The organism is Methylorubrum subtropicum (genome assembly GCF_038442325.1).
GTDB lineage: Bacteria > Pseudomonadota > Alphaproteobacteria > Rhizobiales > Beijerinckiaceae > Methylobacterium > Methylobacterium subtropicum.
In genome coordinates, this window is sequence record NZ_JBBXMW010000027.1 from 15,589 (window position 1) to 39,846 (window position 24,258).

27 protein-coding genes are annotated in these 24,258 nt (G+C 71.1%); 15 read left to right on the top strand and 12 right to left on the bottom strand.

Annotation, left to right across the window (positions count from 1 at the left end):
* Positions 1-108: 108 nt before the first annotated feature.
* The 3 genes from AAHG03_RS24290 to AAHG03_RS24300 form a co-directional block, all read right to left on the bottom strand.
* The gene (locus AAHG03_RS24290; RefSeq protein ID WP_342153885.1) at positions 109-573 is read right to left on the bottom strand and encodes a hypothetical protein; all 465 of its coding nucleotides are present in this window, start codon (positions 571-573) and stop codon (positions 109-111) included.
* A 113-nt stretch (positions 574-686) separates the two neighbouring features.
* A complete protein-coding gene (locus AAHG03_RS24295) occupies positions 687-1,919 on the bottom strand; it encodes a LysM peptidoglycan-binding domain-containing protein (protein ID WP_342153887.1) in 1,233 nt (410 codons plus the stop codon).
* 78 nt (positions 1,920-1,997) lie between these two features.
* A complete protein-coding gene (locus tag AAHG03_RS24300) occupies positions 1,998-2,477 on the bottom strand; it encodes a YidB family protein (protein ID WP_342153889.1) in 480 nt (159 codons plus the stop codon).
* A 608-nt stretch (positions 2,478-3,085) separates the two neighbouring features.
* Here AAHG03_RS24300 and AAHG03_RS24305 point away from each other — a divergent pair.
* Genes AAHG03_RS24305 through AAHG03_RS24325 form a run of 5 tightly spaced genes read left to right on the top strand, consistent with a single transcriptional unit; the run spans position 3,086 to position 6,026 of the window.
* Positions 3,086-3,697 (top strand): SCO family protein, encoded by a 612-nt coding sequence (locus AAHG03_RS24305; RefSeq protein ID WP_342153890.1) that lies wholly within the window; start codon positions 3,086-3,088, stop codon positions 3,695-3,697.
* Positions 3,694-4,152 (top strand): GspH/FimT family pseudopilin, encoded by a 459-nt coding sequence (locus tag AAHG03_RS24310; RefSeq protein ID WP_342153892.1) that lies wholly within the window; start codon positions 3,694-3,696, stop codon positions 4,150-4,152. The genes AAHG03_RS24305 and AAHG03_RS24310 overlap by 4 nt, the downstream gene beginning before the upstream one ends.
* Positions 4,149-4,544, top strand: coding sequence for a type II secretion system protein (locus tag AAHG03_RS24315; RefSeq protein WP_342153894.1), 396 nt, complete (start codon positions 4,149-4,151; stop codon positions 4,542-4,544). Before AAHG03_RS24310 ends, AAHG03_RS24315 begins: the two co-directional genes overlap by 4 nt.
* Complete coding sequence (locus AAHG03_RS24320; RefSeq protein WP_342153896.1) at positions 4,537-5,142, top strand: prepilin-type N-terminal cleavage/methylation domain-containing protein; 606 nt, start codon at positions 4,537-4,539, stop codon at positions 5,140-5,142. Before AAHG03_RS24315 ends, AAHG03_RS24320 begins: the two co-directional genes overlap by 8 nt.
* Positions 5,139-6,026, top strand: a complete 888-nt coding sequence (locus AAHG03_RS24325; RefSeq protein ID WP_342153898.1) for a type II secretion system minor pseudopilin — start codon at positions 5,139-5,141, stop codon at positions 6,024-6,026. Before AAHG03_RS24320 ends, AAHG03_RS24325 begins: the two co-directional genes overlap by 4 nt.
* 42 nt (positions 6,027-6,068) lie before the next feature.
* On the opposite strand, the gene AAHG03_RS24330 is transcribed toward AAHG03_RS24325, so the two are convergent.
* From AAHG03_RS24330 to AAHG03_RS24360, 7 genes are all read right to left on the bottom strand, one after another.
* Positions 6,069-7,295 carry a molybdopterin molybdotransferase MoeA gene (locus AAHG03_RS24330; RefSeq protein WP_342153900.1) on the bottom strand — a complete coding sequence of 409 codons (1,227 nt, stop codon included), beginning with the start codon at positions 7,293-7,295 and terminating at the stop codon, positions 6,069-6,071.
* A gap of 103 nt (positions 7,296-7,398) precedes the next feature.
* Positions 7,399-7,842, bottom strand: coding sequence for a cyclic pyranopterin monophosphate synthase MoaC (moaC, locus tag AAHG03_RS24335; protein ID WP_412759789.1), 444 nt, complete (start codon positions 7,840-7,842; stop codon positions 7,399-7,401).
* Positions 7,843-7,886: 44 nt separating this feature from the next.
* On the bottom strand, positions 7,887-8,726 hold the full coding sequence (gene trpC / locus AAHG03_RS24340; protein ID WP_342153904.1) for an indole-3-glycerol phosphate synthase TrpC: 840 nt from the start codon (positions 8,724-8,726) through the stop codon (positions 7,887-7,889).
* A 31-nt stretch (positions 8,727-8,757) separates the two neighbouring features.
* Positions 8,758-9,771 (bottom strand): anthranilate phosphoribosyltransferase, encoded by a 1,014-nt coding sequence (gene trpD / locus AAHG03_RS24345; RefSeq protein ID WP_342153906.1) that lies wholly within the window; start codon positions 9,769-9,771, stop codon positions 8,758-8,760.
* A 189-nt stretch (positions 9,772-9,960) separates the two neighbouring features.
* On the bottom strand, positions 9,961-10,563 hold the full coding sequence (locus AAHG03_RS24350) for an anthranilate synthase component II (RefSeq protein WP_342153908.1): 603 nt from the start codon (positions 10,561-10,563) through the stop codon (positions 9,961-9,963).
* A gap of 380 nt (positions 10,564-10,943) precedes the next feature.
* A complete protein-coding gene (trpE, locus tag AAHG03_RS24355) occupies positions 10,944-12,464 on the bottom strand; it encodes an anthranilate synthase component I (RefSeq protein WP_342153910.1) in 1,521 nt (506 codons plus the stop codon).
* An 8-nt stretch (positions 12,465-12,472) separates the two neighbouring features.
* On the bottom strand, positions 12,473-14,374 hold the full coding sequence (locus AAHG03_RS24360) for a peptidylprolyl isomerase (RefSeq protein ID WP_342153912.1): 1,902 nt from the start codon (positions 14,372-14,374) through the stop codon (positions 12,473-12,475).
* A 329-nt stretch (positions 14,375-14,703) separates the two neighbouring features.
* Between AAHG03_RS24360 and tpiA the strand changes: the two genes are divergently transcribed.
* Positions 14,704-15,468, top strand: a complete 765-nt coding sequence (tpiA, locus tag AAHG03_RS24365; RefSeq protein WP_342153914.1) for a triose-phosphate isomerase — start codon at positions 14,704-14,706, stop codon at positions 15,466-15,468.
* 156 nt (positions 15,469-15,624) lie between these two features.
* Here tpiA and AAHG03_RS24370 read toward each other — a convergent pair whose 3' ends face one another.
* On the bottom strand, positions 15,625-15,897 hold the full coding sequence (locus tag AAHG03_RS24370; protein WP_342153916.1) for a hypothetical protein: 273 nt from the start codon (positions 15,895-15,897) through the stop codon (positions 15,625-15,627).
* Positions 15,898-16,115: 218 nt separating this feature from the next.
* On the opposite strand from AAHG03_RS24370, the gene secG reads away from it, so the two are divergent.
* Together secG and AAHG03_RS24380 are read left to right on the top strand one after the other, a co-directional pair.
* On the top strand, positions 16,116-16,571 hold the full coding sequence (gene secG, locus AAHG03_RS24375) for a preprotein translocase subunit SecG (RefSeq protein WP_342153918.1): 456 nt from the start codon (positions 16,116-16,118) through the stop codon (positions 16,569-16,571).
* A 164-nt stretch (positions 16,572-16,735) separates the two neighbouring features.
* Entirely contained in the window at positions 16,736-18,364 is a 1,629-nt protein-coding gene (locus AAHG03_RS24380; RefSeq protein WP_342153920.1) for a CTP synthase, read from the top strand.
* Positions 18,365-18,438: 74 nt separating this feature from the next.
* Here AAHG03_RS24380 and AAHG03_RS24385 read toward each other — a convergent pair whose 3' ends face one another.
* The gene (locus AAHG03_RS24385; RefSeq protein WP_342153922.1) at positions 18,439-18,741 is read right to left on the bottom strand and encodes a hypothetical protein; all 303 of its coding nucleotides are present in this window, start codon (positions 18,739-18,741) and stop codon (positions 18,439-18,441) included.
* 132 nt (positions 18,742-18,873) lie between these two features.
* Between AAHG03_RS24385 and AAHG03_RS24390 the strand changes: the two genes are divergently transcribed.
* The 7 genes from AAHG03_RS24390 (at position 18,874) to AAHG03_RS24420 (ending at position 24,155) form a co-directional block, all read left to right on the top strand.
* Positions 18,874-19,326, top strand: a complete 453-nt coding sequence (locus AAHG03_RS24390) for a DNA polymerase III subunit chi (protein WP_342153923.1) — start codon at positions 18,874-18,876, stop codon at positions 19,324-19,326.
* Between the two features lie 58 nt (positions 19,327-19,384).
* Positions 19,385-19,861 (top strand): type II RES/Xre toxin-antitoxin system antitoxin, encoded by a 477-nt coding sequence (parS, locus tag AAHG03_RS24395; protein ID WP_342153925.1) that lies wholly within the window; start codon positions 19,385-19,387, stop codon positions 19,859-19,861.
* A complete protein-coding gene (parT, locus tag AAHG03_RS24400) occupies positions 19,858-20,343 on the top strand; it encodes a type II toxin-antitoxin system Prs ADP-ribosylating toxin ParT (protein ID WP_342153927.1) in 486 nt (161 codons plus the stop codon). The genes parS and parT overlap by 4 nt, the downstream gene beginning before the upstream one ends.
* A gap of 40 nt (positions 20,344-20,383) precedes the next feature.
* Positions 20,384-21,973, top strand: a complete 1,590-nt coding sequence (locus AAHG03_RS24405; RefSeq protein WP_342153930.1) for a S10 family peptidase — start codon at positions 20,384-20,386, stop codon at positions 21,971-21,973.
* Positions 21,970-22,332, top strand: coding sequence for a hypothetical protein (locus AAHG03_RS24410; RefSeq protein ID WP_342153931.1), 363 nt, complete (start codon positions 21,970-21,972; stop codon positions 22,330-22,332). Before AAHG03_RS24405 ends, AAHG03_RS24410 begins: the two co-directional genes overlap by 4 nt.
* Positions 22,333-22,413: 81 nt before the next feature.
* Positions 22,414-23,541 (top strand): carboxylate-amine ligase, encoded by a 1,128-nt coding sequence (locus tag AAHG03_RS24415; RefSeq protein WP_342153933.1) that lies wholly within the window; start codon positions 22,414-22,416, stop codon positions 23,539-23,541.
* Positions 23,542-23,621: 80 nt separating this feature from the next.
* Positions 23,622-24,155 carry a DUF4142 domain-containing protein gene (locus AAHG03_RS24420; protein WP_342153935.1) on the top strand — a complete coding sequence of 178 codons (534 nt, stop codon included), beginning with the start codon at positions 23,622-23,624 and terminating at the stop codon, positions 24,153-24,155.
* Positions 24,156-24,258: the final 103 nt, after the last annotated feature.

The window sequence follows — 24,258 nt, forward strand, 5'->3', positions numbered from 1 at the left end:
GGAAAGGGCTTCGTGCCGCCTATGGAATCTTCCGGCTCGGCGACCCCTCTTCGGCGCGGCCGACGATCGGGTCCGGCCGGCACTTGACAGAATTCTTTGTAGGCCGGATCACCTGCAGGCCTCCGCGCTCCTGTCGCGCAGGCTGCGCAGGCCGGCGAGGCTGACCTCTTCCGTGATGGCTTCGTGCCAGCGGTCGAGCAGGCGGATGCTGAAGCGGCGGCCGTTCAGGATGCTCTCGAAGGCGGCGCCCTCCAGCGTGACTGCCCCGGCCTGCTGCATCGACGCCGTAGGAAACCCAATGCTCGACACTGGCCCGTCGTCGATCCGGTACTGGTAGTTGAAGATCGAGTTCTTCGGCAGGCCCGTCACCTCAAGCCGGTCGCCGACGATCTGGATGCGCGAGCGGCTCTTCGGCGCCAGGATGCAGGCCGCCCCCGGGCCGGAGGAATTTTCGGATTTTTTGAGAACCCAGTCGCCTTCTTCGGCGATGGTCGGTGCAGCCTCCTGAGCGTGCGCGACGGTGGCGGAAAAGCCGATTGCCACGGCGCAGATCGTCTCCCTGATGAACGGCATTCGCTTCTCCCGGTGCGGCTGAGAGGCGAAACATCGTCCTCACGCCGCCGCCGTCGATCTGAGACACATCCGCCCATCCGGCCGGATCGCGGACGGGGGCTCGACGCGCGGCGTCAGTCGCGCAGTGCTCCACGGTCGGTGATGAGGGCGTCTCGGCTCGGGAGAACGAGGATCTGTCCGGGGTAGATCAGGTCGGGATCGCGGACCACGTCCCGGTTGGCCGCGTGGATCGCCGTGTAGCGGCGCCCGCCGCCATAGGTGCGCCGGCTGATCGCCCACAGGGTGTCGCCCAGCGCGATGAGCACCGTCCCGATGTCGGGGACGTGGACATGCGACGATGCCGGGCCGGACCCGGTCGGGACGTTCCGGGCGAGGCTTCCGGTGCTGAAGGGCTGCGATGCGGCGTCCTGCTCCACCCCGCGCTCATGTGGCGTGTCCGGCCCCGCCGCCGACCGCTCGACCCCGTCGCGGCCCGGAGGCGAGTGAGCGGACGGAGCCTCGGCGGTCTCGCGGGCCTCGCCCGCGGCGGGATCGGCGGCTTGCGACGGGATTTCGGGGACGTCCGGGCCACTGCCTCGGCGCGCGGCGAACGTCACGGTCCCATCGGGCTCGACGGTGGCGGGGGCGACGAGCGGATCGTTCAGGACCATGCGCGGGCCGGCGCTCGCGCCGTGCCCGGCCCCGTCAGGTCGGGTCGCGTCCCTCGATTCGGATTTCGCCGTGCTTTCGTTCGACGAGCCGGTGTCCACTGCGCCGGGAAGCGCTCCCGCGCTGTCCGTGGTTGACCGCGGAGTGGGATCGACGGTCTCGGTGTCGGCGCGCTTCGAGGCGGCGTTCGGATATGCCCCGGCGACGGGCACGTCCGACGAAGGGCGGCGATCCTGCGCGGGCGGCGGCGCATCGGGCACGGGCCCGCCGGGCGACCGGCTCGGCACTGCGTCGTCCGCACCGATCTCGGCGCGTTGCCCCGGCTGCGGCGGGACCGCTTGGAGCATCTCCGGTCCCCGCGCCGGGGCGTCGCCTTGGCCGGCATCCGGCGGCGACAGGGCCGCGAGCGGGGTCCGCTCACCGTCCGTCGCGTGCGGACCGGGCCCGAATGCCCCATCGCGGTTCGCGAACAGGGCACCGGCGATCCCGGCCAGGAGCAGCAGGCCCGCGAGCCCGGCGACGAGCGCGCCCCGCCTCCGGCCTTGCGTGCGCGGCGCGGGCGAGGGGCCGGCGACGGGGGCCGGTAGCGCGACCGGCACCGCCCCGCGCTGGCGCGGTCGGCGTCCGAGCAGGGTCACGAGCAACCCGAGCGCGACGAGCAGCACCGTAAGGATGATGCGGCGCGGGCCGGTCGTCATATCGGATCGGGCTCCTCGGGGCGGTGCGGGCCGCCGCCCGTGGGCGACGGCGCTCGTTTCTCGTCCGTCCTCGCGCGGTCAGGCGAAGCGGCGGCCGTCGATCGCGTAACGGTCGATGGCCGAGGGCAGCTCGCGCGACAGGCGGGAGACGATGTCCGAGCGGCTGAGGCCGGTCTGCTGCGCGAGGTGGTCGAGGGTCGCCGGGCCGATGGCGCGCTCCAGCTCCGCCTCGGCGATGGCGCGGTTGGTGCCCTCGTCGACCCAGGACTTCGCCGTCTCGCCGTGGCCGCCCTTCGTGAAGTGCTCGACGAGTTCGGTGAGCCCGGTGGCGAGCAGGCCGCCGACGCCGGCGGTGCCGACGCCGCCGAGCACGCGCTCCAGGCCGGACGGCATCGTCGAGCCCGTCACCGGGGCGCTCGGGGTCACCGGAGGCACGACGCCGCCGCGGGCGTCCCGGTGGGAGGAGCCGAGCCACTCGGCGATCTTGTCCCGGTTCTGGTAGCCCGCCATCGCGAGCAGGCCCAGCAGGGCCGTCATCGAGGGATATCCCTTGCTCATGTCTCGTCCTTGTCCGTGTGGATCAGCGTCAGGCCGCCGTCATGCGAGGTTCGAGGGGGCGAAGCTCAGTAGCCCCGGCGCGGCGGCGTCGCGGCCCGGCCGGTGAGGCGGCGGGTGACGAGGGCGATCACCCGCGGCAGCACGAAGACGGTGAGAAGCTTACGGATCATGCGGTTCTCCTGAGGTTCGGGTGTGCTCGGCGAGAGGAACGAGACGGTTCGGAACTGGCCGGACCGGTCCTCGCGGGCTCCGCCGAGGTCGAATTCTGTGTTCGGTCCGCGGCTCCATCGAGTTCGACAGAGCTTCGGTTCACCCGTGAGATGAGGGGTCGGCACCGGACTTCAATGATACAATCATACTGGTATTCTGATCGGATCGATCCAAGTCCAGGCCATCGTTCGCGAGGCACAAACGGGTTGCGCGCAAACCGGTTCCGGCAAAGGCCGGGATGCCGGGATCACGTTTCTGATGGATCGGGACCGGGTGCGTCGTCCCGATCCCGGTCGGGCGCGGCGGCCAAGGCATCGTTAACGCTTTGCGAATAGGCCTGAGGGTCAGGTTCCCGCGGCGGGGCGGCCCGCCGCGCCGACATCCTGCAAGGCCCGTCCATGCTCGCGATCAGAATCGGTGCCGCCGCGCTCGGGCTCGCGCTCTCCGGCGCCGTCGCGACCGAGGCGCCCCCCGTCCCGACCCGGCTCGCGCCCGCGAACACGGGCCTTCTGGCCGGATATTTCCGCCTGACCGCCTCCAACGGCACGACGATCGATTCGGACGAACTGGTCGGCCGGCCCTACGGCCTGTTCTTCGGGTTCACCCACTGCCCCGACATCTGCCCGACCACGCTGGCGGCGTTGTCGGCCGCCCTGGCGCGGCTGCCCGGCCGCGCGCCGCCCCTCTACTTCGTCACGGTCGATCCCGAGCGCGACACGACCGAGGTGCTGGCCCGATACATGACGCATTTCGATCCGCGCATCGTCGCCCTGACGGGGACGCGCGGCGCGGTCGAGGAGGCGCTGGCGAGCTTCGGCGCGGTCGCGCGGCGCACCGATCTACCCGGCGGCGGCCATGTCTACGGCCATACCGCCGCGATCCTCCTGATCGACGGCGACGGGCTGATCGTGGATCGCCTCTCGGCCGAGGACGCGCCGGACCGGCTGGCGGCGCGGCTCGCCGCGCTGGCAGGGGGCGAGCGGTCGGGGGCGGAGGCGCCCGCGCGATGAGCGCCCGCCGCGACAGGCGGAATGCCGGCTTCTCGCTGGTCGAGATGCTGGTCGTGCTGGCGATCCTCGGGCTCGCCGTCGGGATCGGCGCGCCGTCGATCGGCGGCCTCTTCCCCTCGCACCGGCTCAACGCCGCCGCCGAGGCCGTCGTCGGCGAGGTCGCCCTGCTGCGGATCGAGGCCCAACGCACCGGCCGCCCGATGAGCCTCGCCTACGACGAGGAGACGCGCCGCTTCGTCAGCACCCGCCCCGGCGCACCCGCCCTGGCGATGCCGGAGTGGCGGGTGAGCGTCGAGGGCGGCACGCCCGGCCGGGTCGAGCCGGGGGAAATCCGCTTCCTGCCGGACGGCGGCAGCACGGGCGCACGCATCACTCTGTCGGGCTCGGGAGGCACCCGCATCCTCGTCGTCAGCCGGGCGACGGGCGCGGTCCGGCGGGCCGAGATCGCGCCGTGAGACTGCCCCCGCACGATCCGGCGGAGGCGGAGGCCGGCTTCACCCTGGTCGAGGTGCTCGTCGCCTTCGCCATCGTGGCGCTCGCCACCATGTTCGTGCTGCGCATCCACGGCGACATCCTCGCCCGCGGCCAGCGGGTCGAGGCGATCGACATCGTCATCGACGAGGCCGAGAGCATCGTGCAGCTGCGCGCCGCCGCGGGGGCGCTGCGGCCCGGCATCGAGCAGGGCCGGTTCTCCAACGGGCGGCTGTGGTCGCTCGAAGTCGCCGATATCGGGCCAATGCTGGGCTGGCGGAACCTGCCGCCGCTCTGGCGCGTGCGCCTGCGCGAGGGCGCCGCGGACGGCCGCGTGATCTACACCACCCTCGTGGCGGAGGGGCTCGGTGGCTGAGACCGACGAATCCGGCTTCACCCTGATCGAGATGATCGTCTCGCTCGCGCTGATGTCGCTGATCGCGATGCTGCTGATCCAGTCGCTCCAGGCGACGGGGCTCGTCACCCGCAGCGCGCAGCGGCTGGGCGCGCAGGAGGAGGTGCAGCTCGTGCGCGGCCATCTGCGCCGCACGCTGGCCAACGTCGTCCGCCGCCGCCGCGACGGCAAGCGCGTCGCCTTCCTCGGGCAGAGCGGGGCGCTCACGGCGACGATCGGGGCGAATGCCGAGGCCGAGCGCATCTCGCAGATCGCGTTCGGGCTGACCACGGCGGCGGCCCCCGACGGGAGCGTCGCGCTGGTCGAGGACACCCGCGTCACCTCCGAGACCGCGACCGGGCCGCAGCGCGAGGTGCTGCTCGACGGCATCCTGGGCCTGAGGCTGCGCTATTTCGGCACCTTGGGACAGGGCGGCGCGTCGGATTGGCAGCCGCGCTGGGTCACGACCTGGCCGCGCAACGACCGGCTGCCGACGTTGGTCGAGGTCAGCGTCGATTTCCCCGCCGCCGACGCCCGGCGCTGGCCCGCCCTGGTGCTTCCGCTCGGAGCCGGCCCATGAGCCGCGACCGATCCGGCGAGGCGGGCTTCGTGCTGCCCTCGGTCGTCGCGATCCTGATGATCGTCGCCGCCGCCGCGGCACTTGCGACGCAGCAGATGCAGACCCACACCCGCACGACCACGGCCCGCTTCGACGGGCTGCGGCTGCAGGGCCTCGTGGACGGATTCACCCGCTTCGTCGCGGTCTCGCTCATCAACGAGCGGGTGCGGCGCCTCCCTGGCCTCGGCCTCCCCGAGAACGGCGGCACGCTCAGTTGTCCGCTGCCCGGCGGCGGCCTGATCCGGGTCACCGTGCAGGATCAGGGCGGATTGATCGACCTCAACGCCTCGCCGCGCCCGCTGCTTGAGGAGGCGTTCCGGGCGCTGGGCGTGCCCGACCGCGACGCCGCGACCCTCGCCGCCGAGATCGTCGATGATCGCGACGCCGACGACGTGCCCGAACCGATGGGCGGCGCGGAAGGCCCGCAATACAAGGCCCGCGGCCTCGCCTACGGCCCGCGCAACGCCCCTTACGATTCCATCGACGAACTCGACCGGCTCCCCTCCATGACACGGGCGATCGCCGCGCTCCTGCGGCCCGCCGTGACCGTGTGGAACACCGGCGGCGGGATCGATCCGAGCCTCAACCCGGTCCTGGCGGCGCGCGGCGGCGCCCGCTCCGAAGGCCTGCGCCAGCACGTGAAGGCGTCGCTGCGCCAGTTCTACGAGATCCGCGTGGTGGCCGAGACGCCGACCGGCGCGCACTCGGGGCGGGCGGCGGCCCTGTCGGTCGATGGGCGCAGCACCGGCCTCGGCCTCCTCACGTGGCGCAGCTCGACCCTCGTGACCGCGCCGGGCACGCCGCATCCGGCCTGCGAGCAACTGATGCTGCTGGCGCGGGGCTGACACCCGGCACGAGCCCTCAAGCCCTTCCCGTCGCGTTCCGTGTCAGACGATGCGGCGGTCGAGGCGGATGATGCGGCAGGGATCGCCCGCCTTGGCCGCCGGCGCGTGCGGCGCGCGGACGAGAAGCGCCTCGCTCGATCCCAGCACCGAGAGCATGGAGGAATCCTGCCGGCTCTCCGGGTGCGCGACCGGCAGGCGGTCCGGCGCCGTGTCGAGGCGGGCGCGCAGGTAATCCTGGCGCCCATCGTTCTCCGGCATGTCGCGGCCGAGCCGGGCCGGCTCGCTGCGATCCGCCCCGGCGCGCGGGTCGCCGAGCAGCGCCCGGATCGCCGGCACCACAAAGAGAAGGCCGCAGACGATCGAGGAGACCGGATTGCCCGGCAGCCCGATCACCGTCATGGCCCCGAGCCGTCCGAACATCAGCGGCTTGCCCGGGCGGAGCGCCACGCGCCAGAAGCCGAGTTCGAGCCCTTCCTCGTGGAGCGCCGCCTGGACGAGATCGTGATCGCCGACCGAGGCGCCGCCGAGCGTCACGACGAGGTCGGCCTCAGCCGTGCGGGCGCGGGTGATCGCGTCGCGCAAAGCGCCGAGATCGTCGGCGACGATGCCGAGATCGATCGCCTCGGCCCCGGATTCGGTCGCGAGCGCGGCGAGCGCCAGCCCGTTCGAGGCGACGATCTGGTCCCAGGCCGGGGTCTCGCCCACCCGCACCAGCTCGTCGCCGGTGGCGATGACGGCGACCCGCGGGCGCCGCCGCAGGGGCAGCACCGCATGGCCCGCGGCCGCCGCGAGCGCGAGGCGGCGGGCATCGAGGGTCTCGCCCGCCCGCAGCAGCGTCGCGCCTCGGGAAAAATCGAGCCCGGCCCGGCGCAGGAACCGGCCCGCGGCGACGGACTCGCGGGCGGTGACGGTATCGCCGTCCGTGTCGGCGTTCTCCTGAATCAGGATGGCGTCGGCGCCCTCCGGCACCGGAGCCCCGGTGAAGATGCGCACCGCTTCGCCCGGCCCGATTCTTTTGGAATGGCCGTGCCCGGCGGCGCTGGTGCCGACCAAGCGCAGGGTGGCCGGGATCTGCGCGACGTCTTCGGCCCGTACCGCGTAGCCGTCCATGGCGGAGGCGGGGAAGGGGGGCTGGGTGCGCAGGGCCGCGATGTCGGCCGCCAGGGTGCGGCCAGCGGCTTGGGCGACGGGGACGGATTCGGACTCGACCGGGCCGGGGATCGCGGCGAGGATTTTTGCGAGCGCTTCGGCGACGGGGAGGAGGCTCATGCGCGAACTCCTCGGGCGCGCCCGCCAAAAACCCTCCCCCCTCTGCGGGGGAGGGTGCCCGCGGAACGGGCGGGAGAGGGGAGAGGGCTGCGCTGCCGCACGGTCACGCCCCGTCCTCCGCCCGCCACTCGCCCGATTTCCCACCCTCCTTCGACAGCAGCCGGATCCCCTCGATCCGCATGCCGCGGTCGGCGGCCTTCACCATGTCGTAGACCGTGAGGCAGGCGACCGACACGGCGGTCAGCGCCTCCATCTCGACGCCGGTCTGACCCTGCACCCGCACCTCGGCGGTGAGGCGCAGGCCCGGCAGCGCGTCGTCGGGCTCGCAGGCGATCCTGACCTTCGTCAGCAGCAGCGGGTGGCAGAGCGGGATCAGCTCGTGGGTGCGCTTGGCCGCCATGATGCCGGCGAGCCGCGCCGTGCCGATCACGTCGCCCTTCTTGGCGTCGCCTTCGCGGATCAGCGCGAGCGTCTCGGGGAGCATGACGACGACGCCCTCGGCGACCGCCGTGCGGGAGGTCGCGGCCTTGTCCGAGACATCGACCATGTTGGCCGCGCCGGACGCGTCGATATGGGTGAGGCGGCCCTCGCTCAAGCCTCGTCTCCGAACAGCAGGGCGCGGGTCGCGGCGGTGACGTCGGCCTGGCGCATCAGGCTCTCGCCGACGAGGATGGTGTCGAGGCCGTGCTGGCGCAGCCGCCGCACGTCGGCGTGGCTGCCGATGCCGCTCTCGGCCACCGCGATCCGGTCCGCCGGGATGCCGGGCTTGAGGTCGATCGCGGTCTCGAACGAGACCTCGAAGGTCTTGAGGTTGCGGTTGTTGACGCCGACCAGCCGCGTGCCGAGGGGGATCGCGCGTGCCAGCTCGTCCGCGTCGTGGACCTCGACCAGCACGTCCATGCCGAGATCGTGGGCGGTCTCGGTCAGCGCCTTCGCCTCCGCGTCGTCGAGGCAGGCCATGATGACGAGGATGCAGTCGGCGCCCCAGGCGCGGGCCTCGAACACCTGATACGGCTCGAACAGGAAATCCTTTCGGATCACCGGCAGCGCGCAGGCGGCGCGGGCCTGGACGAGGAACTCCGGCGCGCCCTGGAAGGACGGCGTGTCGGTCAGCACCGAGAGGCAGGTGGCCCCGCCCGCCTCATAGGCCCTGGCAAGCGTCGCGGGGTCGAAGTCGGCCCGGATTAGCCCCTTGGAGGGCGAGGCCTTCTTGATCTCGGCGATCAGGGCCGGGCGGCCTTCCGCGATATGCGCCGCGATGGCGTCGGCGAAGCCGCGGGGCGCGTCGGCCTTGGCGACGAGCTTCTCGAGCTTGGCGAGCGGCAGGCGCAGCTTCGCCTCCGAGACCTCGCGGCGCTTGTAGGCCTCGATCCGGGCGAGCACGCTGGCGCGCTCCGGCGCCGCGATCACATCGGCCACGATGTCGTCCATCGGTTATTCCTCGAAGCCCTGGCGGGCCTTATCACGCCTGCGAGGCGGCGACGAGCCGGGCCAGCGTGCCCCGCGCCGCGCCCGAATCGATCGCGGCCTGCGCGCGTTCGACGCCCTCCGAGAGGGTGCCGACGGCGCCCGCCACCACGAGGCCGGCGCCCGCGTTCAGCACGGCGATGTCGCGATAGGCGTTGCGTTCGCCCGCCAGCACGGCGCTGAGCGCCGCCGCGTTGTGCTCGGGATCGCCGCCGCGCAGGTCGTCGAGGGTCGACAGCCGCAGGCCGACATCCTCGGGGTGGATGGTGAAGTGCCGGAGCGCGCCGTCATCCAGCGCGACCACCGCAGTCGGGCCGGTGGTGGTGATCTCGTCGAGCCCATCGGAGCCGTGCACGGTCCAGACCCGGCGGCTGCCCAGAGCGCCGAGCACCCGCGTCAGCGGCTCGGCCCAGGCCGGGCGCGACACGCCGAACACTTGGCGCGTGACGCCGGCCGGGTTCGAGAGCGGGCCCAGCATGTTGAAGATCGTGCGGAACGGCAATTCGGAGCGCGTCGGCGCGACGTGGCGCATGGCGCCGTGATGGGTCTGCGCGAACATGAAGCACAGGCCCGCCCGTTCGAGGCAACGGGCGAGCCCGGCGGGATCGAGCCCGATGGTGACGCCGAGCGCGGCGAGCACGTCGGCGGCACCCGAGCGCGAGGTCGCGGCGCGGTTGCCGTGCTTGGCCACCGGCACGCCGCAGGCCGCGGTGAGGATCGCGGCGAGCGTCGAGACGTTGTAGCTGCCCGAATGATCCCCTCCGGTGCCGACGATGTCGATGGCGCCCGTTGGCGCGGTCACGGGCAGCATCCGGGCGCGCATCGCCGAGACGGCGCCCAGGATTTCGTCCTCGCTCTCGCCGCGCACGGCCAAGGCGGTGAGGAAGGCGCCGGCCTGGACCGGGGTGACCTCGCCGGAGAGCAGGTCGTCGAAGGCGGCACGCGCCTGCTCGCGGCTGAGCGCGGCGCCGGTCGCGACGGTGGCGAGATGGGTCTTGAAGGCGTCCATGGGTCGGGCTCTGCTCGAACCCTCTCCCCTCCGCGGGAGAGGGTGGCTCGCGAAGCGGGTCGGGTGAGGGGCGCGCACTGTCCGGAAACGTCGCTCCCCTCTCCCGACCCTCGCTGACGCGAGGGCCACCCTCCCCCGCGGAGGGGGGGAGGGGGATGCGACCGTCAATGCACGGCTAGGCCCGCCTTGTCACGCACCCGGGCGCGCCTGCGCCCGCCACGCCGCGGCGAGGTCGAGGAAGTTCTGGATGATCTGGGTGCCGTGGTTCGACAGGATGCTCTCGGGATGGAACTGGACGCCGTGCACCGGCAAGTCCCGGTGCTGCAGCCCCATGATCAGCCCGTCGGCCTCGGCCGTCACCGTGAGGTCGTCCGGGCAGCTCGCGCGGTCCACTACCAGCGAGTGGTAGCGGGTGGCATCGAACCCCTCGTTGATGCCGCGGAACACCCCCTTCGCCTCGTGGCGGATGGTCGAGACCTTGCCGTGCATCGGCGCGGGCGCCCGCACCACGTCGCCGCCATAGGCCTGCCCGATGGTCTGCAGCCCGAGGCAGACGCCGAAGATCGGCACCTCCGCGCCCAGCTCCCTCACCACGTCAAGGCACACCCCCGCCTCGTTGGGCGTGCACGGCCCCGGCGACAGCACCAGCGCATCCGGCGCCCGCGCGCGGATGCCGGCGACATCGATCTGATCGTTGCGCACCACGTCGATCCGGCCGCAGAGCGGGCCGATCAGGTGGACGAGATTCCACGTGAAGGAATCGTAGTTGTCGATGACGAGGACGTTGGACATCGGGCGTAAGGCCTTGCGGCGAAATCTCTCCAACCCACCCCCCTCATCCTGAGGTGCCGCAGCGAAGCGTAGGCCTCGAAGGAGGGCTCCAGCGTATCGCGCGATCCCTGGAGCCCTCCTTCGAGGCCCGCCGAGGCGGGCACCTCAGGATGAGGGTGTGGGTGGGATGTGCCGTCGTTACGGGGTGGCGAGACCGCGAACGGGAGTCAAGACGGATCAATCTTTCCGACCCACCGCCGTCATTCCGGGGCCGCGCAGCGGAACCCGGAATCCGCCCGTGATGCGCGGCTCACTCACATCGTCGCGGCCAGTCGTGGATTCCGGGTTCGCTTCGCGCCCCGGAATGACGGTAGAGGGAATACCCTACAGTGAGGCGCCGCCTACTGCCCCCGCCGCGCCCGGCTGGCGAACGACACCGCATCCTCCGCGGCGCGAAACAATGCCTTGGCCTTGTTCACGCATTCCTGCTGCTCGGAATGCGGGTCGGAATCGTAGACGATGCCAGCGCCCGCCTGCACGTGCATGCGGCCGTCCTTCACGATTGCCGTGCGGAGCACGATGCAGGTGTCCATCTCGCCCCGCGCCCCGAAATAGCCGATGCAGCCGCCGTAGGGTCCGCGCTTCTCGCGCTCCAGCTCGTCGATGATCTCCATCGCCCGCACCTTCGGCGCGCCCGAGACCGTGCCGGCGGGGAAACCCGCGGCGAGCGCGGCGAGCGTGTCGTGCTGCGGGTCGAGATCGCCCTCGACGTTCGAGACGATGTGCATGACCTGGGAATAGTATTCGAGGAAGAACGAGTCCGTGACCCGCACGCTACCGATCCTCGAGACGCGGCCGACGTCGTTGCGGCCGAGATCGAGCAGCATCAGGTGTTCGGAGCGTTCTTTCGGGTCGGCCAGCAGCTCGTCCGAGAGCGCCTTGTCCTCGGCGGGCGTGGCGCCGCGCCGCCGCGTGCCTGCGATGGGGCGGATCGTCACCGTGCCCTCGCGCACCCGCACGAGGATTTCGGGGCTAGAGCAGACGACTTGGAAACCTTCGAAATCGAGGTAGCAGAGGAACGGCGCCGGGTTGGTGCGCCGGAGCGAGCGGTAGAGCGCGAAGGCCGGCAGGGTGAACGGCGCCTCGAAGCGCTGCGACAGCACCACCTGAAAGATGTCGCCCGCGACGATGTATTCCTTGGCCTTGGCGACCATACCCAGAAATTCGTCAGGCGGGGTGTTCGAGACCGGGGAGGGCAGGGCGAGGCCCGCGGCGTCCACCCACGCCTCGATCGGCAGCGGGCTTTCCAGCGCCGCCGCCACCCGGTCGAGCCGGTCCTGCGCCGCCTCGACGGCCGCGCTCGCGCTCATGCCTTCGACGGGGCGCACGGGGGTGACGACGGTGAGCGCGTCGGCGACCGCGTCGAACACCACCATGGTCTGCGGGCGCACGAGAATCGCGTCGGGCACGCCGAGGGGATCGGGGTTGGGCTGCGGCAGCCGCTCCATGGCACGCACCATGTCGTAGCCGAGATAGCCGAACAGCCCCGCCGCCATCGGCGGCAGGGCCGCGCCGTCCGGATCGTCGCCGATGGCGCTCTCCGCGATCAGCGCGCGCAGGGATTCGAGCGGGGCGCGGTCGTCGGCGACGAACTCCGTGAGCGCGGCGTCGCGAGCGGTCTCGGCTCGCCCGTCGCGGCAGCGCCAGATCAGGTCGGGGTCGAGCCCGATCATCGAGTAGCGCCCGCGCACGGCGCCGCCCTCGACCGATTCGAGCAGGAAGCCGGGGCCGGCATGCCCCCCCTTCAGCTTGAGGAAGGCGGCGACCGGGGTCTCCAGATCGGCCACCAGCGTGAGGCCGAGCAGGCTCGGGCGGCCCGCCGCGTAGGCGCGCCGCACCGCGTCGTGGGCAGGATCGCTCATCGACGCCCTCAGTACTCGCCGCCCAGCGCGCGCCGGAACGCCGTCTGGTTGACGCTCACGCCCGCGCTCTTCTGCACCTCGGCCAGGAACTCGCCGAGCACGTCGTCGGCGAGCGCCGTGCGGAGCGAGTTGACGAGCTGCGTGTCGGTCGGCGTACCCGGCACGAAGGCCGGCATCGTCGCCGCCGTCACCTTGAACACCGCACGACCATCGCCCGAGGGCGCGGAGGCTGCCTTGCCGACCGGCGTGACGAAGATGCGCTCGACGGTCTCGCCCGAGAGGTCGTCCTTGCTCTGGTTGCGGCCGAGATCGCTCACGTCCTTGACCGGAATGCCGGCCTCCTGCGCCACGGTCTCGACCGCGTCGCCCTTCTCCAGCCGCTCGGTCAACTCTTTGGACTTGGCGACGAGGCGCTTTGCGGTCTCGGCCTTGGTCCAGCCCTTCACGACCTCCGCGCGCACCTCGTCCAGCGGCTTTTCGCGCGGGGGCGTGATCTTGGTGACGTCGTACCAGATCGAGCCGCCGTCCTTGGTGCGAAGCGCCTCGGTGTCGTTGCCGACATCGGCGCGGAAGGCGGCCGCCAGCGTCGTGTCCTTGTCCGGGATGCCCGCCACCTCGTTGCCGGCCGGGTCGAGCCCGCGGGCATCGACCTCGGGGATCGACAGCACGGCGAGCCCGCGCTCGTTCGCGATCTCGGCCAGCGGCTTCGCCGAGGCGCGGGCGTCCTCGATGGCGTCCTGGGCGGCGGTGAGGCCGTCGCGGGCGCGGCGCAGCGCGACCTCCTTGCGGACCTCGTCCTTCACCTCTTCGAACGGCTTGACGGTGCCGGGCTCGATGGCCGTGACGCGCAGGAGCACCGTGCCGAAGCGACCCTTGACCGGCTGGCTCACCTTGCCCTGCTCCAGGCCGAAGGCGGCGTCGGCCACGGCCGGGTCGAACAGCTCGGACTTCGCCAGCGTGCCGAGGCTCAGCTCCTTCGGATCGGCGCCGCGGGCGACGGCGACCGCCTCGAACGGCTGCTCGCCGCTCTCGATCTTGGCGCGCGCCTCCTGCGCGGCGGCCTCGTCGGGGAAGCTGATCTGCTGGATCGTGCGGCGCTCCGGCTTGCCGTAGACGCCCTTGTTGTTCTCGTAGGCCGTCTTCGCGTCGGCCTCGCTGACGGCATCGGGCTTGGCCAGCGTCTCGGGCTCCAGCACCAGCAGGTTCAGCGAGCGGTACTCGGGCGCGCGGTAGCTCGCCTTGTGGCCTTCGTAGTAGCTCTTCAGCTCGTCGTCGGTGGGGGCCGGGATCTCGCCCGCGGTCGCCGGCGTCAGCACCAGTACGGCGGCCGAGCGGCGCTCGGTCGAGTAGCGGTGGACCGCCTCGCGCATCGCCTGCGGCACCGGCAGTTCGGCCACCGTCGAATCGGCGAGCTGGAGCCGGGCGATGACCGAGCGCTGCTCGCGCACGAACAGCGCCTCGTTGAGGCCCGCGCGCTGGAGCGTCTGGTAGAACAGCGTCCGGTCGAACGCACCGTTCGCGCCCTTGAAGCTCGGCTCGTCCTGGATCGCCTTCAGCACCGCGGCATCCGACACGGCGAGGCCGAGATCGGCGGTCTTCTGGTCGAGCGCGGCTTCGGTGATGAGCTGCGACAGCACCTGCCGCTCCAGGCCGAGCGCACGGGCCTGATCCGGGGTCAGCGTGCGCTTGAGCTGCTGCTGATAGCGATTGAGCTGGTTCTGGTAGGCGGTGCGGACCTCTTCGGCCGAGATCGGCGTCTTACCGACGGTGGCCACCGTCGTGCTCGACCCACCGCGAAAGAACTCCTCCACACCGAAGATCGCCACGCCCGCGATGAGGAAGGTAAAGATCACGCTGAGCACGATCTTGCCGAGCCACGTTTGGCTGGCGCTGCGGATGGACTGGAGCATCGGACGGCCGGACCTGAAACCCTGATCGCCCCGGCGCGTGGCGCGGAGCCGTGTCTAGGCTCGCGATAGACGATCAGGACGCCCACCGCAAAGGACTCCCTCAGAACGCCCACGCAAAGAAATCCGTATGGCCGGGCGCGAAGAGCGCCCCGCGCAGCGGCTTCGGCTACGCCAAGGCATCTAGCGGAGCGAAAGCCTAAGCCCGCAGAGGCGGGCGCCGGCGATTGAGGCAGAGCCAAGGAATCAGCGCTTGCGCTGTTTGCGCGCTCAAGCTTGCTCTGCTAGGTCCGCCCCATACCGATTTTCACGTGCGGAGGGACCGGGACGCCATGGCGAGCGAGGGACGACGTCCACTGGTTGCCGGCAACTGGAAGATGAACGGTCTGCGCTCGTCGATCGCCACCGTCGAGGCGATCCGGGACGGGCTGTCGCCCCAGTTGCTCGCCGACATCGACGTGCTGATCTGCCCCCCCGCGACGCTGGTCTCGGCCTGCGTCGAGGCGGTGAAGGACTCGCCCATCGCCATCGGCGGCCAGAACCTGCATGCGCGGGCCAACGGCGCCTTCACCGGCTCGATCTCGGCGGAGATGTTCGCCGACCTCGGTGCCGAATACGTCATCGTCGGCCATTCCGAGCGGCGCGCCTATCATTACGAGACCGACGACGGCGTCCACGCCAAGGCGCTCGGCGCTCGCCGCGCCGGCTTGCGCGGCATCATCTGCGTCGGCGAGACCATGGAGGAGCGCCAGCAGGGCCGCGCGCTCGACATCGTCCGCGCGCAGCTCGCCATCGGCATCCCGAAGGGCGCCACCGCCGAGGACACGGTGATCGCCTACGAGCCGGTCTGGGCGATCGGCTCCGGCCGCACCCCGACCCCGAAGGAGATCGCCGAGGTCCACGCGTCGCTCCGCGAAATGCTCGACAAGATGGCCGGCACCGAGGGCGCCAAGATCCGTATCCTCTACGGCGGCTCGGTGAAGCCGGGCAACGCGCGCGAGCTGATGGCGGTCGAGAACGTGGACGGGGCGCTGGTCGGCGGCGCGAGCCTCGTGGCCGAAGACTTTTTGGGGATTTGCCGGGCCTACGAGAAGTAGGTTTTTCTCCTACCCATCCCCCTCATCCTGAGGTGTTGCGCAGCAGCCTCGAAGGAGGGCTCCAGGGATCGCGCGTCTACTGGAGCCCTCCTTCGAGGCTCCGCTTCGCTGCGCACCTCAGGATGAGGGCGCGGGTGGGATTGACGCTGTGATCGTTCAGGCCGGCGTCTTCGCCACGGCCTCCCTGGTCCGCTCGATCATCGACAGCAGCGCCACATAGAACGCCTGATGCAGCGGGCTCATCTGGTCCGGCCGGATCGTGTCGGACAGCGCCGCCTGCACCCCGTCCATCGCCGCAGCACGCCCGGCCGGATCGGGCTTCTGCAGGGCGATGCGCAGGAGGTCGGTCTGCACCGCTCCCAGCTCGTCGCGGTCGGCGCGGTCGATAAAGGCGCGCAGGCGCGCGGCGTCTTGTGCGTATTCGCTCATGCCCGTTCCTCGCACGGTCCCGGCGCCCTGGCGAGGGGCGATGCACCAGAAAGGCGTGCGCCGCACGCGCCATGCGGCCGAGCCCGGTTGGCGCCGCTCGGCAAACGGTGTAGGAGCCCCCACTTCGTGCAGCGGCCCCCGCGAGCGCGCTCTTCCGCGCGATCGTTAGGGGACGAAGGCACCGACAGGCCCGCCGACGGGCGGACACCGGAATCACCATGCAGACCCTCCTGATCGTCGTCCACCTCATCATCGTGCTGGCGCTCATCGCCGTGGTGCTGCTGCAGCGCTCGGAAGGCGGCCTGGGGCTGGGCGGCGGCGGCAGCGGCGGCGTGTCGGGCTTCATGACCGGCCGCGGTCAGGCGAACGCGCTCACCCGCGCGACCGCGATCCTGGCGGCCCTGTTCTTCACCACCAGCATGGCGCTGGCGATCATGGCCCACCGCTCGGCGGCCCCGCGCTCGATCCTCGACGGCGCCGGCCCGACCCAGACGCAGCAGCCCGACAAGCCGGTGAGCGCCGACAACCTGCTCGACACGCTCCGCCAGGGCAGCCAGAACGCGCCGACGAACCAGCCCGCCGCGCCGGCGGCTCCGGCGCCCGCTGCGCCCGCCGCCCCGGCCCCGGCTGCGCCCGCCGCGCCGTCGGCCCCCGAGGCGCCGCAGTCCCGCTGATCCGTCATGCCGTCAGCACCAGCCGGCGGCAGACGACCCTCCCAACAAAAAATCTCGCACCGGCGCGGGGCCCCTGGGCCTGCGCCGCGCCCCGTTCGGCCGGCGGGGTGCGGCGACCGTTGCGGTTTGGCGAATCGCTCGAGCCCCTTTATGGACCGAAGCCCATGACGCGGTACGTCTTCATCACCGGCGGCGTGGTCTCCTCGCTCGGCAAGGGTCTCGCCTCCGCCGCCCTCGCGGCGCTGCTTCAGGCCCGCGGCTACCGCGTCCGCCTGCGCAAGCTCGACCCCTACCTCAACGTCGATCCGGGCACGATGAGCCCGACCCAGCACGGCGAGGTGTTCGTCACCGACGACGGCGCCGAGACTGATCTCGATCTCGGCCATTACGAGCGCTTCACGGGGCTCCCGGCGTCCCGCGCCGACAACGTGACCACGGGGCGCATCTACCTCGACATCATCACCAAGGAGCGGCGCGGCGACTATCTCGGCGCGACGATCCAGGTGATCCCGCACGTGACCAACGCCATCAAGTCGTTCGTGCTCGACAGCGACGGCGAGGACGACTTCGTGCTCGTCGAGATCGGCGGCACGGTCGGCGACATCGAGGGCCTGCCGTTCTTCGAGGCGATCCGCCAGATCGGCCAGGAGCGCCCGCGCGGCAGCGTCTGCTACCTGCATCTCACCCTGCTGCCCTACATCCCTTCGGCCGGCGAGCTGAAGACCAAGCCGACGCAGCACTCCGTCAAGGAGTTGCGCTCCATCGGCATCCAGCCCGACATCCTGCTCTGCCGCTGCGACCGGCCGATCCCGCAGGACGAGCGGCGCAAGCTCGGCCTCTTCTGCAACGTGCGGGAAAGCGCGGTCATCGAGGCCCGCGACGTCGACACGATCTACGCCGTGCCGCTCTCCTACCGCGAGGCTGGCCTCGACCGGGAGATCCTGGCGCATTTCGGCATGGAGCCGCCCCAGGAGCCCAAGCTCGACCGCTGGCAGAGGATTCTGGAGCGGGTGCGCAACCCCGAGGGCGAGGTCACCATCGCCATCGTCGGCAAGTACACGGGGCTCAAGGACGCCTACAAGTCGCTGACCGAGGCGCTCACCCACGGCGGCATCGCCAACAACGTGCGCGTCAACCTCGAATGGATCGAGGCGGAGGTGTTCGAGCGCGAGGACCCAGCGCCGTTCCTCGAAGGGCTGCACGGCATCCTCGTGCCCGGCGGCTTCGGCCAGCGCGGCGCGGAGGGCAAGATCCGCGCGGCCCGCTACGCCCGCGAGCGGCGCATCCCGTATTTCGGCATCTGCTTCGGCATGCAGATGGCGGTGATCGAGGCGGCGCGCTCGCTCGCCGGCATCGCGGACGCCAACTCCACCGAGTTCGGCGAGACGAAGGAGCCGGTGGTCGGCCTGCTGACCGAGTGGATGCGCGGCAACGAGCTGGAGCGGCGCGCGGCCGAGGGCAATCTCGGCGGCACGATGCGCCTCGGCGCCTACGGGGCGACGCTGAAGGCCGGGACCAAGATCGCGCAGATGTACGGCGACACCGAAATTTCCGAGCGCCACCGCCACCGCTACGAGGTCAACATGGCCTATCGCGAGTGCCTGGAGGCCAAGGGCCTGCGCTTCTCCGGCACCTCGCCGGACGGCCTCCTGCCCGAGACCATCGAGCACGAGGGGCACCCGTGGTTCATCGGCGTGCAGTTCCATCCGGAACTGAAGTCGCGCCCCTTCGAGCCGCACCCGCTGTTCAAGGGCTTCGTGGCAGCGGCCGTCGAGCAGAGCCGCTTGGTGTAGGCGCGAAGCAAAGCACAGGACGATTAATTCGTGGAAAGGGCCGGATGATCCGGCCCTTTCCCGTTCGGAGACGCTCAGCGACCGCCCGCCGCTCCTGCGCCCGGCCCGGCGCCCGGGCCACCGGTTCCGGTGCCCATGCTGCCGCCCGCCGCGCCGGGGGCGGCCGGTGCCATGCCGGTTCCGGTCGTGCCGGTGGTCGAGCCGGTCCGGCCCTCCATCGCCTTCTCGGAATTGCTCTTCACGCTGCCGGGATTGTTCATGTTGCCCTGGGCGCTTCCGCTGCCGGCCGTCCCGGCCCCCGCGCCCGCCTGGGCGAGGGCGGCACCCGACAGGGCAAAGCTGAGCGTGGCGGCGAGCGCGATCGTGGTGGTTCGCATGTCATCCATCCCTGATGTTTGTGTTGGGAGGAGAACCCCACGAGCACCGGCGATGTTCAGAACGCTGTTTCACACCCCGCGACGCTCCGTCCGCGCTGTGCCGACGGGCGGCGGCCCTATATCAGGGCCGCCGTGACCGAAATCCTGTTCTACCACCTTCAGCGCCAGCCCCTCGAGAAGGTGCTGCCGAACCTCCTCGAGAAGTCGCTGGAGCGCGGCTGGCAGGCGGCCATCCAGGCGGTAAGCGAGGAGCGGCTTCAGGCCCTCGACGACGGCCTGTGGACCTACACCGACGAGAGTTTTCTCCCCCACGGCACCGACCGCGACAGCGACGCCGCGACCCAGCCCGTGGTGCTGACCCTGCGCCCGGACAACCCCAACGGCGCCTCGATCCGCTTCCTCGTGGAGGGCGCGGACCTGCCCGAGGATGCGGGCGGCTATGCGCGCATCTGCATCCTGTTCGACGGCACCGACACCGACGCCCTGCTGCGCGCCCGCGAGCAATGGCGCGTCGCCAAGGATGCGGGCCACAGCGTCGCCTACTGGCAGCAGGACGAGACCGGCCGCTGGAACAAGAAGGCGTGATGCCTGCCGATTGACCGGCTGCTCGATTGAGCTACGCTACTGCTCGAAGGAGCAGACCATGTCCCGCGTCGCCGTCAAATCCGAGGCTGGGCGTGTCCCGTCCGGTCCCTTGGCCTATGCCGAGATCTACCGTGCCTCGCCGGGTGACCGCATCCGCCTCATCCGCGCGGGCGTGCCGGCGCGTCAAGCCAAGCGGCTGACCGCCGACCTGCGCCTCGAACAGAGCATCCTGTTCGAGGCCCTCAACCTCAAGACCGCGACGGTCAACCGGAAGGCCGCCCGCGACGAGGCGCTGTCGCCGGAGGACGGCGAGCGGGTGATCGGGATGGCACGCCTCGTCGGACAGCTCGAAGCGATGCTCGCCGAATCCGGCGCCGCGGACGGCTTCGATGCGCCCGCTTGGCTGGCGCAATGGCTGCGCGCGCCGCTGCCGGCCTTGGGCGGTGTCCGGCCGATCGAGCTGCTCGATACGATGGAGGGACAGTCGCTGGTCGCGCAGGCGCTCGCCCGCATCCAGAGTGGGGCCTATGCGTGACCCGCTCGGTCTGGCGCATCGCGACCGACACGAAGGAGTACGAGGCCGACGACCTGTCCGGCGCGGGCGCCAAGATCACCGGGGGCCGTTGGAACGAGGTCGGCGTGCCGATGCTCTATGCTTCCGAGAGCCGCGCCCTGGCCTGCCTGGAGACGGTGGTTCATCTCAATGCCGGCGGCCTGCCGCTCAACCGCTATCTGGTCGAGATCGCGGTGCCCGACGATATCTGGGCGGCGGCCGAGGTCGAGACCGCGGATTCTCTCAAGATCGGCTGGGAAGCGGAGCCCGCTGGGCGGACCAGCATCGCCTACGGCAGTGCGTGGGCCAAGGCGAAGCGCTCCGTGCTGCTCTTCGTCCCATCGGTGATCGTGCCCGAGGAGTGCAACATCCTCATCAACGCGGAGCATCCCGACCGGGACCGCCTCCGCGCCCGCAAGGTGAGGAAATGGCTCTACGACCCCCGTCTCGCCGGGTCCGCGTGATCCCGGGGCGTCGGTCGCGTCGGGCCATCGGAACAGGATCATGATGAAGGCCAAGCTGCGAACGGGCCTCACCGCCCTCCTGGCGCTCGGTATCGGCCTCGCGCCGGTCACCGCTTCGGCCCAGCAGGGCCCGCCGCCGGGTCAGGCCCGCAAGGCCCCCGACCGCGAGGGCCGGCGCCTGCCGCCCGATTCCACCACCGAGCAGAAGATCGATCTCGGCGACGGCCGCTCGCTCAGCTTCAAGGCGACCGCGGGGAGCCTCGGCCTCGTCGATGAGGACGGCAAGCTTCAGTCCGAGATCGCCTTCATCGCCTATCTCAAGCCCGGCACGCAGGAGGAGACGGCTGCGCGCCCGATCACCTTCGCGGTCAACGGCGGCCCCGGCGCGGCCTCGGCCTATCTCAACATCGGCGCGCTCGGCCCCTGGCGCCTGCCGACGGACGGCGGGACGATCAGCCCGTCGCAGCGGCTCGATCTCCAGCCCAACCCCTCGACCTGGCTCGACTTCACCGATCTGGTCTTCCTCGATCCCGTCGGCACCGGGTACAGCCGCGCCGCGGACGGCGACGGCAAGAAGTACTGGAACATCGACGCCGACGCCTCGATCCTGTCCGCCACCATCGCGCGGTACCTGCGCCAAAACGACCGGCTCGCCTCGCCGAAATTCTTCGTCGGCGAGAGTTACGGCGGCTTCCGCGGGCCGCTGATCGCGCAGAAGCTTCAGGACGATGTCGGGATCGGCCTGTCCGGCCTCGTGCTGCTCTCGCCCGTGCTCGATTTCGCGTGGCTGCAATCGCCCCGCACCACGCCCTGGGGCTACGTGACCCGGCTGCCGTCCTTCGCGGCCGCCGGCCAGGAGCGCAAGGGCGCGACGCCGACGCGCGCAACGATGAAGGAGGCAGAAGCCTACGCGTCGGGCGAGTACCTCGCCGACCTGTTGAAGGGCCCAGCCGACCGTGAGGCGGTGGTGCGGCTCTCCGACAAGGTAGCGGCGCTGACCGGGCTCGATCCCGAGACCGTGCGGCGGCAGGCCGGGCGCATTTCGGCGGGCAGCTACCAGCGCGAGATCGGGCGCGATTCCGGCCGCGTCGCCTCGGCCTACGACACCGGGGTGACCGGCTGGGACCCCGATCCGAACGCGCCCCATTCGGGCTTCGAGGACCCGGTGCTGACCGCGCTCAAGGCCCCGCTCACGGGCGCCATGTTGCGGCTCTACACGGAAAAGCTCGGCTGGCGCGTCGAGAACATGCGCTACGAACTCCTCTCGGATGCGGTCAACCGCGGCTGGAGCTGGGGTTCGGGCCGCTCCCCGCCGGAGGCGATGGGCGCGCTCAAGGACGCCCTGGCGCTCGACGGCAACCTTCGCGTCCTCGTGGTCCACGGCTTCACCGATCTGGTGACGCCCTACTTCACCTCGAAGCTCTTGATCGACCAGATGCCGGTCTACGGCTCCGCCGACCGGCTCAAGCTCTCGGTCTATCCCGGCGGGCACATGTTCTACACCCGGCCCGACTCGCGAAAAGCGTTCCACGAAGACGCCGCCGACCTCTATGCCAAAGCCATTCGAGGCCGTTCCGACGGAACCGCCGGAGGCGGGAGCGAGCCGGAGCGCACGAGGCCGACGCCGTGAGATTTTTTGGGGTTCTTCTCGCGCTGACCGCGCTCTCCGCCTGCACGGCGACGGAGCGGGCCGCGCCCGTTCCGGCCCCCCCGCCGCCGAGCGCCGTACTACCCAAAACCCCCGCGACCCTCTCCGGCCCCGTCCTCGACGCGGGCGGCGCCTGCACCGGGCCGGCGCCCGGCACTGCGGCGGCGATCGAGCCGGGCATCGACGAATGCGATCTCGTGCGCCTCAAGGGCCGCCCGCCGACCGACGTGCTGGTGGGCGAGGGGCGCGCCGGCCGCGAGGTGCAGGTGCTCTATGCCGAGCCCGGCGCCAAGGAGCTGTATTTCTTCGTGAACAACCGTTTGGACCGCATCGTGCGCTAAAGACGCTAACCAACTGGACACGGGATTGCTTGCGCCGTGTATGAGCCCGGCCCCATCCGGGCGAGAGGACATCAGGCGGCAATGGCCCACGCGTACCGGTTCGGGATCGAGGAAGAGCTGTTTCTGGCGGATGCCCGGACGCGGGCAGCGCCGCAGGATTCGGTCGCCGCGTTCCACGAGGCCGCGGGCCATCGGCTGGAGGGCGTCGAGCGCGAACTGCTCGAAAATCAGGCGGAGATTTCCTCAAAACCCTCCGACAGCTTCGCGGAGGCCGAGGACGCGCTGGCGGGTTTGCGCACCGGCCTGTGCCGGATCGGACGCGAGCACGGCCTGAAGGTCTTCGCCGCCGGCACCCATCCGACCGCGATCTGGGCCAAGCAGCGCGAGACCTCGAAGCTGCGCTACCGCAAGATGATCGACAACCTCCAGATGGTCGGGCGCCGCTCGGTCGTCTGCGGGCTGCACGTCCATGTCGAGGTGCCGGACCCGGACGAACGGATCGCGCTGATCAACCGGCTGATGCCGCATCTCCCGGTGCTGCTCGCGCTCTCGACCTCCTCGCCGTTCTACGACCGGCACCGCACCGGCCTCGCGGGCTACCGCCTGCGCGCCTACGCCGAGCTGCCCCGCACCGGCCTGCCCGAACTCTTCGCCGACGCCGCCGACTTCGACCGCTTCGTCCGGGTGATGACGCGGGCGGGCGCGGTCGAGGACGCGACCTATCTCTGGTGGCACATCCGCCCGTCCGTCCGTTATCCGACCCTGGAATTGCGCGTCGCCGACAGCTGCACCCGGCTCAAGGACGCGCTCGCCATCGCCGCGCTCTACCGCTGCCTCGTGCGCCTCTACGTGCGCCGGCCCGACCTCGCCGTGCCGCTCACCGGCGCCAGCCGCGGCGTCGCTCAGGAGAACCTGTGGCGGGCCGAGCGCGACGGCGTCCACGCCTCGCTGATCGACGAGGCCGCGGAAGAGATCGTGCCGGTGCGCCGCCTCGTCGAGCGCCTGCTCGACCTCACGGCGGAGGACGCGGCGGCCCTGGGCTGCGCTTCCCAGGTCGCCCACGCGCTCACCATCGCCTCCTGCGGATCGAGCGCCGACGGGCAGATCGCCGCCTACGAGAAGGCGCTCGGGAAAGGCGCGAGCGAGCGCAGGGCGCTGTCGCGCGTCATCGACTGGCTCGCCCGCGAGACGGCGGATTGCGGCGGGTAGCCTCCGGGTCGCGGCAGGAACCGGCGGCTCACCCCCCGGTTCCCACAGCCCGAGAGGGAGCCGCCACAGGAGTGCCCGTCATGAGAGTAACGACTGCCGTCGCCTGCCTGCTGATCGCCGCCGCCGGCCCCGCCGCGGCGCAATCGGTCGGCGAGAAGACCGGGGTGAACTCGCTGATCGGCGTCAGCCCCTCGACCCAGGATTTCGTCACGCAGGCCGCGATCAGCGACCTGTTCGAGATCCAGACCAGCGAACTCGCCCTGGAGCGCGCCGACGAGCCGACCAAGGCGTTCGCCAAAAAGATGATCGAGGATCACCGCAAGATCTCCGACGAGATGAAGATGATCCTTCAGAGCGGCCATGTGAAGGCCGAGCTGCCGAAGGCGCTCGATTCGACCCACCAGAGCAAGCTCGACACGCTCAAGGGCCTGAAGGGCGCCGACTTCACCAAGCAGTATCACGAGGATCAGGTGCGCGGGCACAAGACCGCGTCCGACCTCTACAAGCGCTACGCGGAGGGCGGCGACAACGCCGAGCTGAAGGCGTTCGCGGCCAAGAACAAGCCGCATATCGACGAGCATCTTAAGATGGCCCAGGAGCTGGATAAGAAATAGCTCCTACGTACATTCACCCACCGTCATTCCGGGGCGCGAAGCGAACCCGGAATCCACGACTGGCCGCGACGCTTTGTGAGACCGTGCATCACGGGTGGATTCC

Bases quoted from the DNA above. Each gene is read 5' to 3' on its own strand.
- AAHG03_RS24300 (WP_342153889.1), bottom strand. From the start codon at position 2,477: ATGAGCAAGGGATATCCCTCGATGACGGCCCTGCTGGGCCTGCTCGCG.
- AAHG03_RS24415 (WP_342153933.1), top strand. From the start codon at position 22,414: ATGGCCCACGCGTACCGGTTCGGGATCGAGGAAGAGCTGTTTCTGGCG.
- AAHG03_RS24420 (WP_342153935.1), top strand. From the start codon at position 23,622: ATGAGAGTAACGACTGCCGTCGCCTGCCTGCTGATCGCCGCCGCCGGC.
- AAHG03_RS24380 (WP_342153920.1), top strand. From the start codon at position 16,736: ATGACGCGGTACGTCTTCATCACCGGCGGCGTGGTCTCCTCGCTCGGC.
- AAHG03_RS24310 (WP_342153892.1), top strand. From the start codon at position 3,694: ATGAGCGCCCGCCGCGACAGGCGGAATGCCGGCTTCTCGCTGGTCGAG.
- AAHG03_RS24325 (WP_342153898.1), top strand. From the start codon at position 5,139: ATGAGCCGCGACCGATCCGGCGAGGCGGGCTTCGTGCTGCCCTCGGTC.
- AAHG03_RS24360 (WP_342153912.1), bottom strand. From the start codon at position 14,374: ATGCTCCAGTCCATCCGCAGCGCCAGCCAAACGTGGCTCGGCAAGATC.
- trpC (WP_342153904.1), bottom strand. From the start codon at position 8,726: ATGGACGACATCGTGGCCGATGTGATCGCGGCGCCGGAGCGCGCCAGC.
- trpE (WP_342153910.1), bottom strand. From the start codon at position 12,464: ATGAGCGATCCTGCCCACGACGCGGTGCGGCGCGCCTACGCGGCGGGC.
- AAHG03_RS24330 (WP_342153900.1), bottom strand. From the start codon at position 7,295: ATGAGCCTCCTCCCCGTCGCCGAAGCGCTCGCAAAAATCCTCGCCGCG.
- AAHG03_RS24405 (WP_342153930.1), top strand. From the start codon at position 20,384: ATGATGAAGGCCAAGCTGCGAACGGGCCTCACCGCCCTCCTGGCGCTC.
- AAHG03_RS24305 (WP_342153890.1), top strand. From the start codon at position 3,086: ATGCTCGCGATCAGAATCGGTGCCGCCGCGCTCGGGCTCGCGCTCTCC.
- trpD (WP_342153906.1), bottom strand. From the start codon at position 9,771: ATGGACGCCTTCAAGACCCATCTCGCCACCGTCGCGACCGGCGCCGCG.
- AAHG03_RS24370 (WP_342153916.1), bottom strand. From the start codon at position 15,897: ATGAGCGAATACGCACAAGACGCCGCGCGCCTGCGCGCCTTTATCGAC.
- AAHG03_RS24350 (WP_342153908.1), bottom strand. From the start codon at position 10,563: ATGTCCAACGTCCTCGTCATCGACAACTACGATTCCTTCACGTGGAAT.
- moaC (WP_412759789.1), bottom strand. From the start codon at position 7,842: ATGGTCGATGTCTCGGACAAGGCCGCGACCTCCCGCACGGCGGTCGCC.
- parS (WP_342153925.1), top strand. From the start codon at position 19,385: ATGTCCCGCGTCGCCGTCAAATCCGAGGCTGGGCGTGTCCCGTCCGGT.
- secG (WP_342153918.1), top strand. From the start codon at position 16,116: ATGCAGACCCTCCTGATCGTCGTCCACCTCATCATCGTGCTGGCGCTC.
- tpiA (WP_342153914.1), top strand. From the start codon at position 14,704: ATGGCGAGCGAGGGACGACGTCCACTGGTTGCCGGCAACTGGAAGATG.
- AAHG03_RS24290 (WP_342153885.1), bottom strand. From the start codon at position 573: ATGCCGTTCATCAGGGAGACGATCTGCGCCGTGGCAATCGGCTTTTCC.
- AAHG03_RS24295 (WP_342153887.1), bottom strand. From the start codon at position 1,919: ATGACGACCGGCCCGCGCCGCATCATCCTTACGGTGCTGCTCGTCGCG.
- AAHG03_RS24385 (WP_342153922.1), bottom strand. From the start codon at position 18,741: ATGCGAACCACCACGATCGCGCTCGCCGCCACGCTCAGCTTTGCCCTG.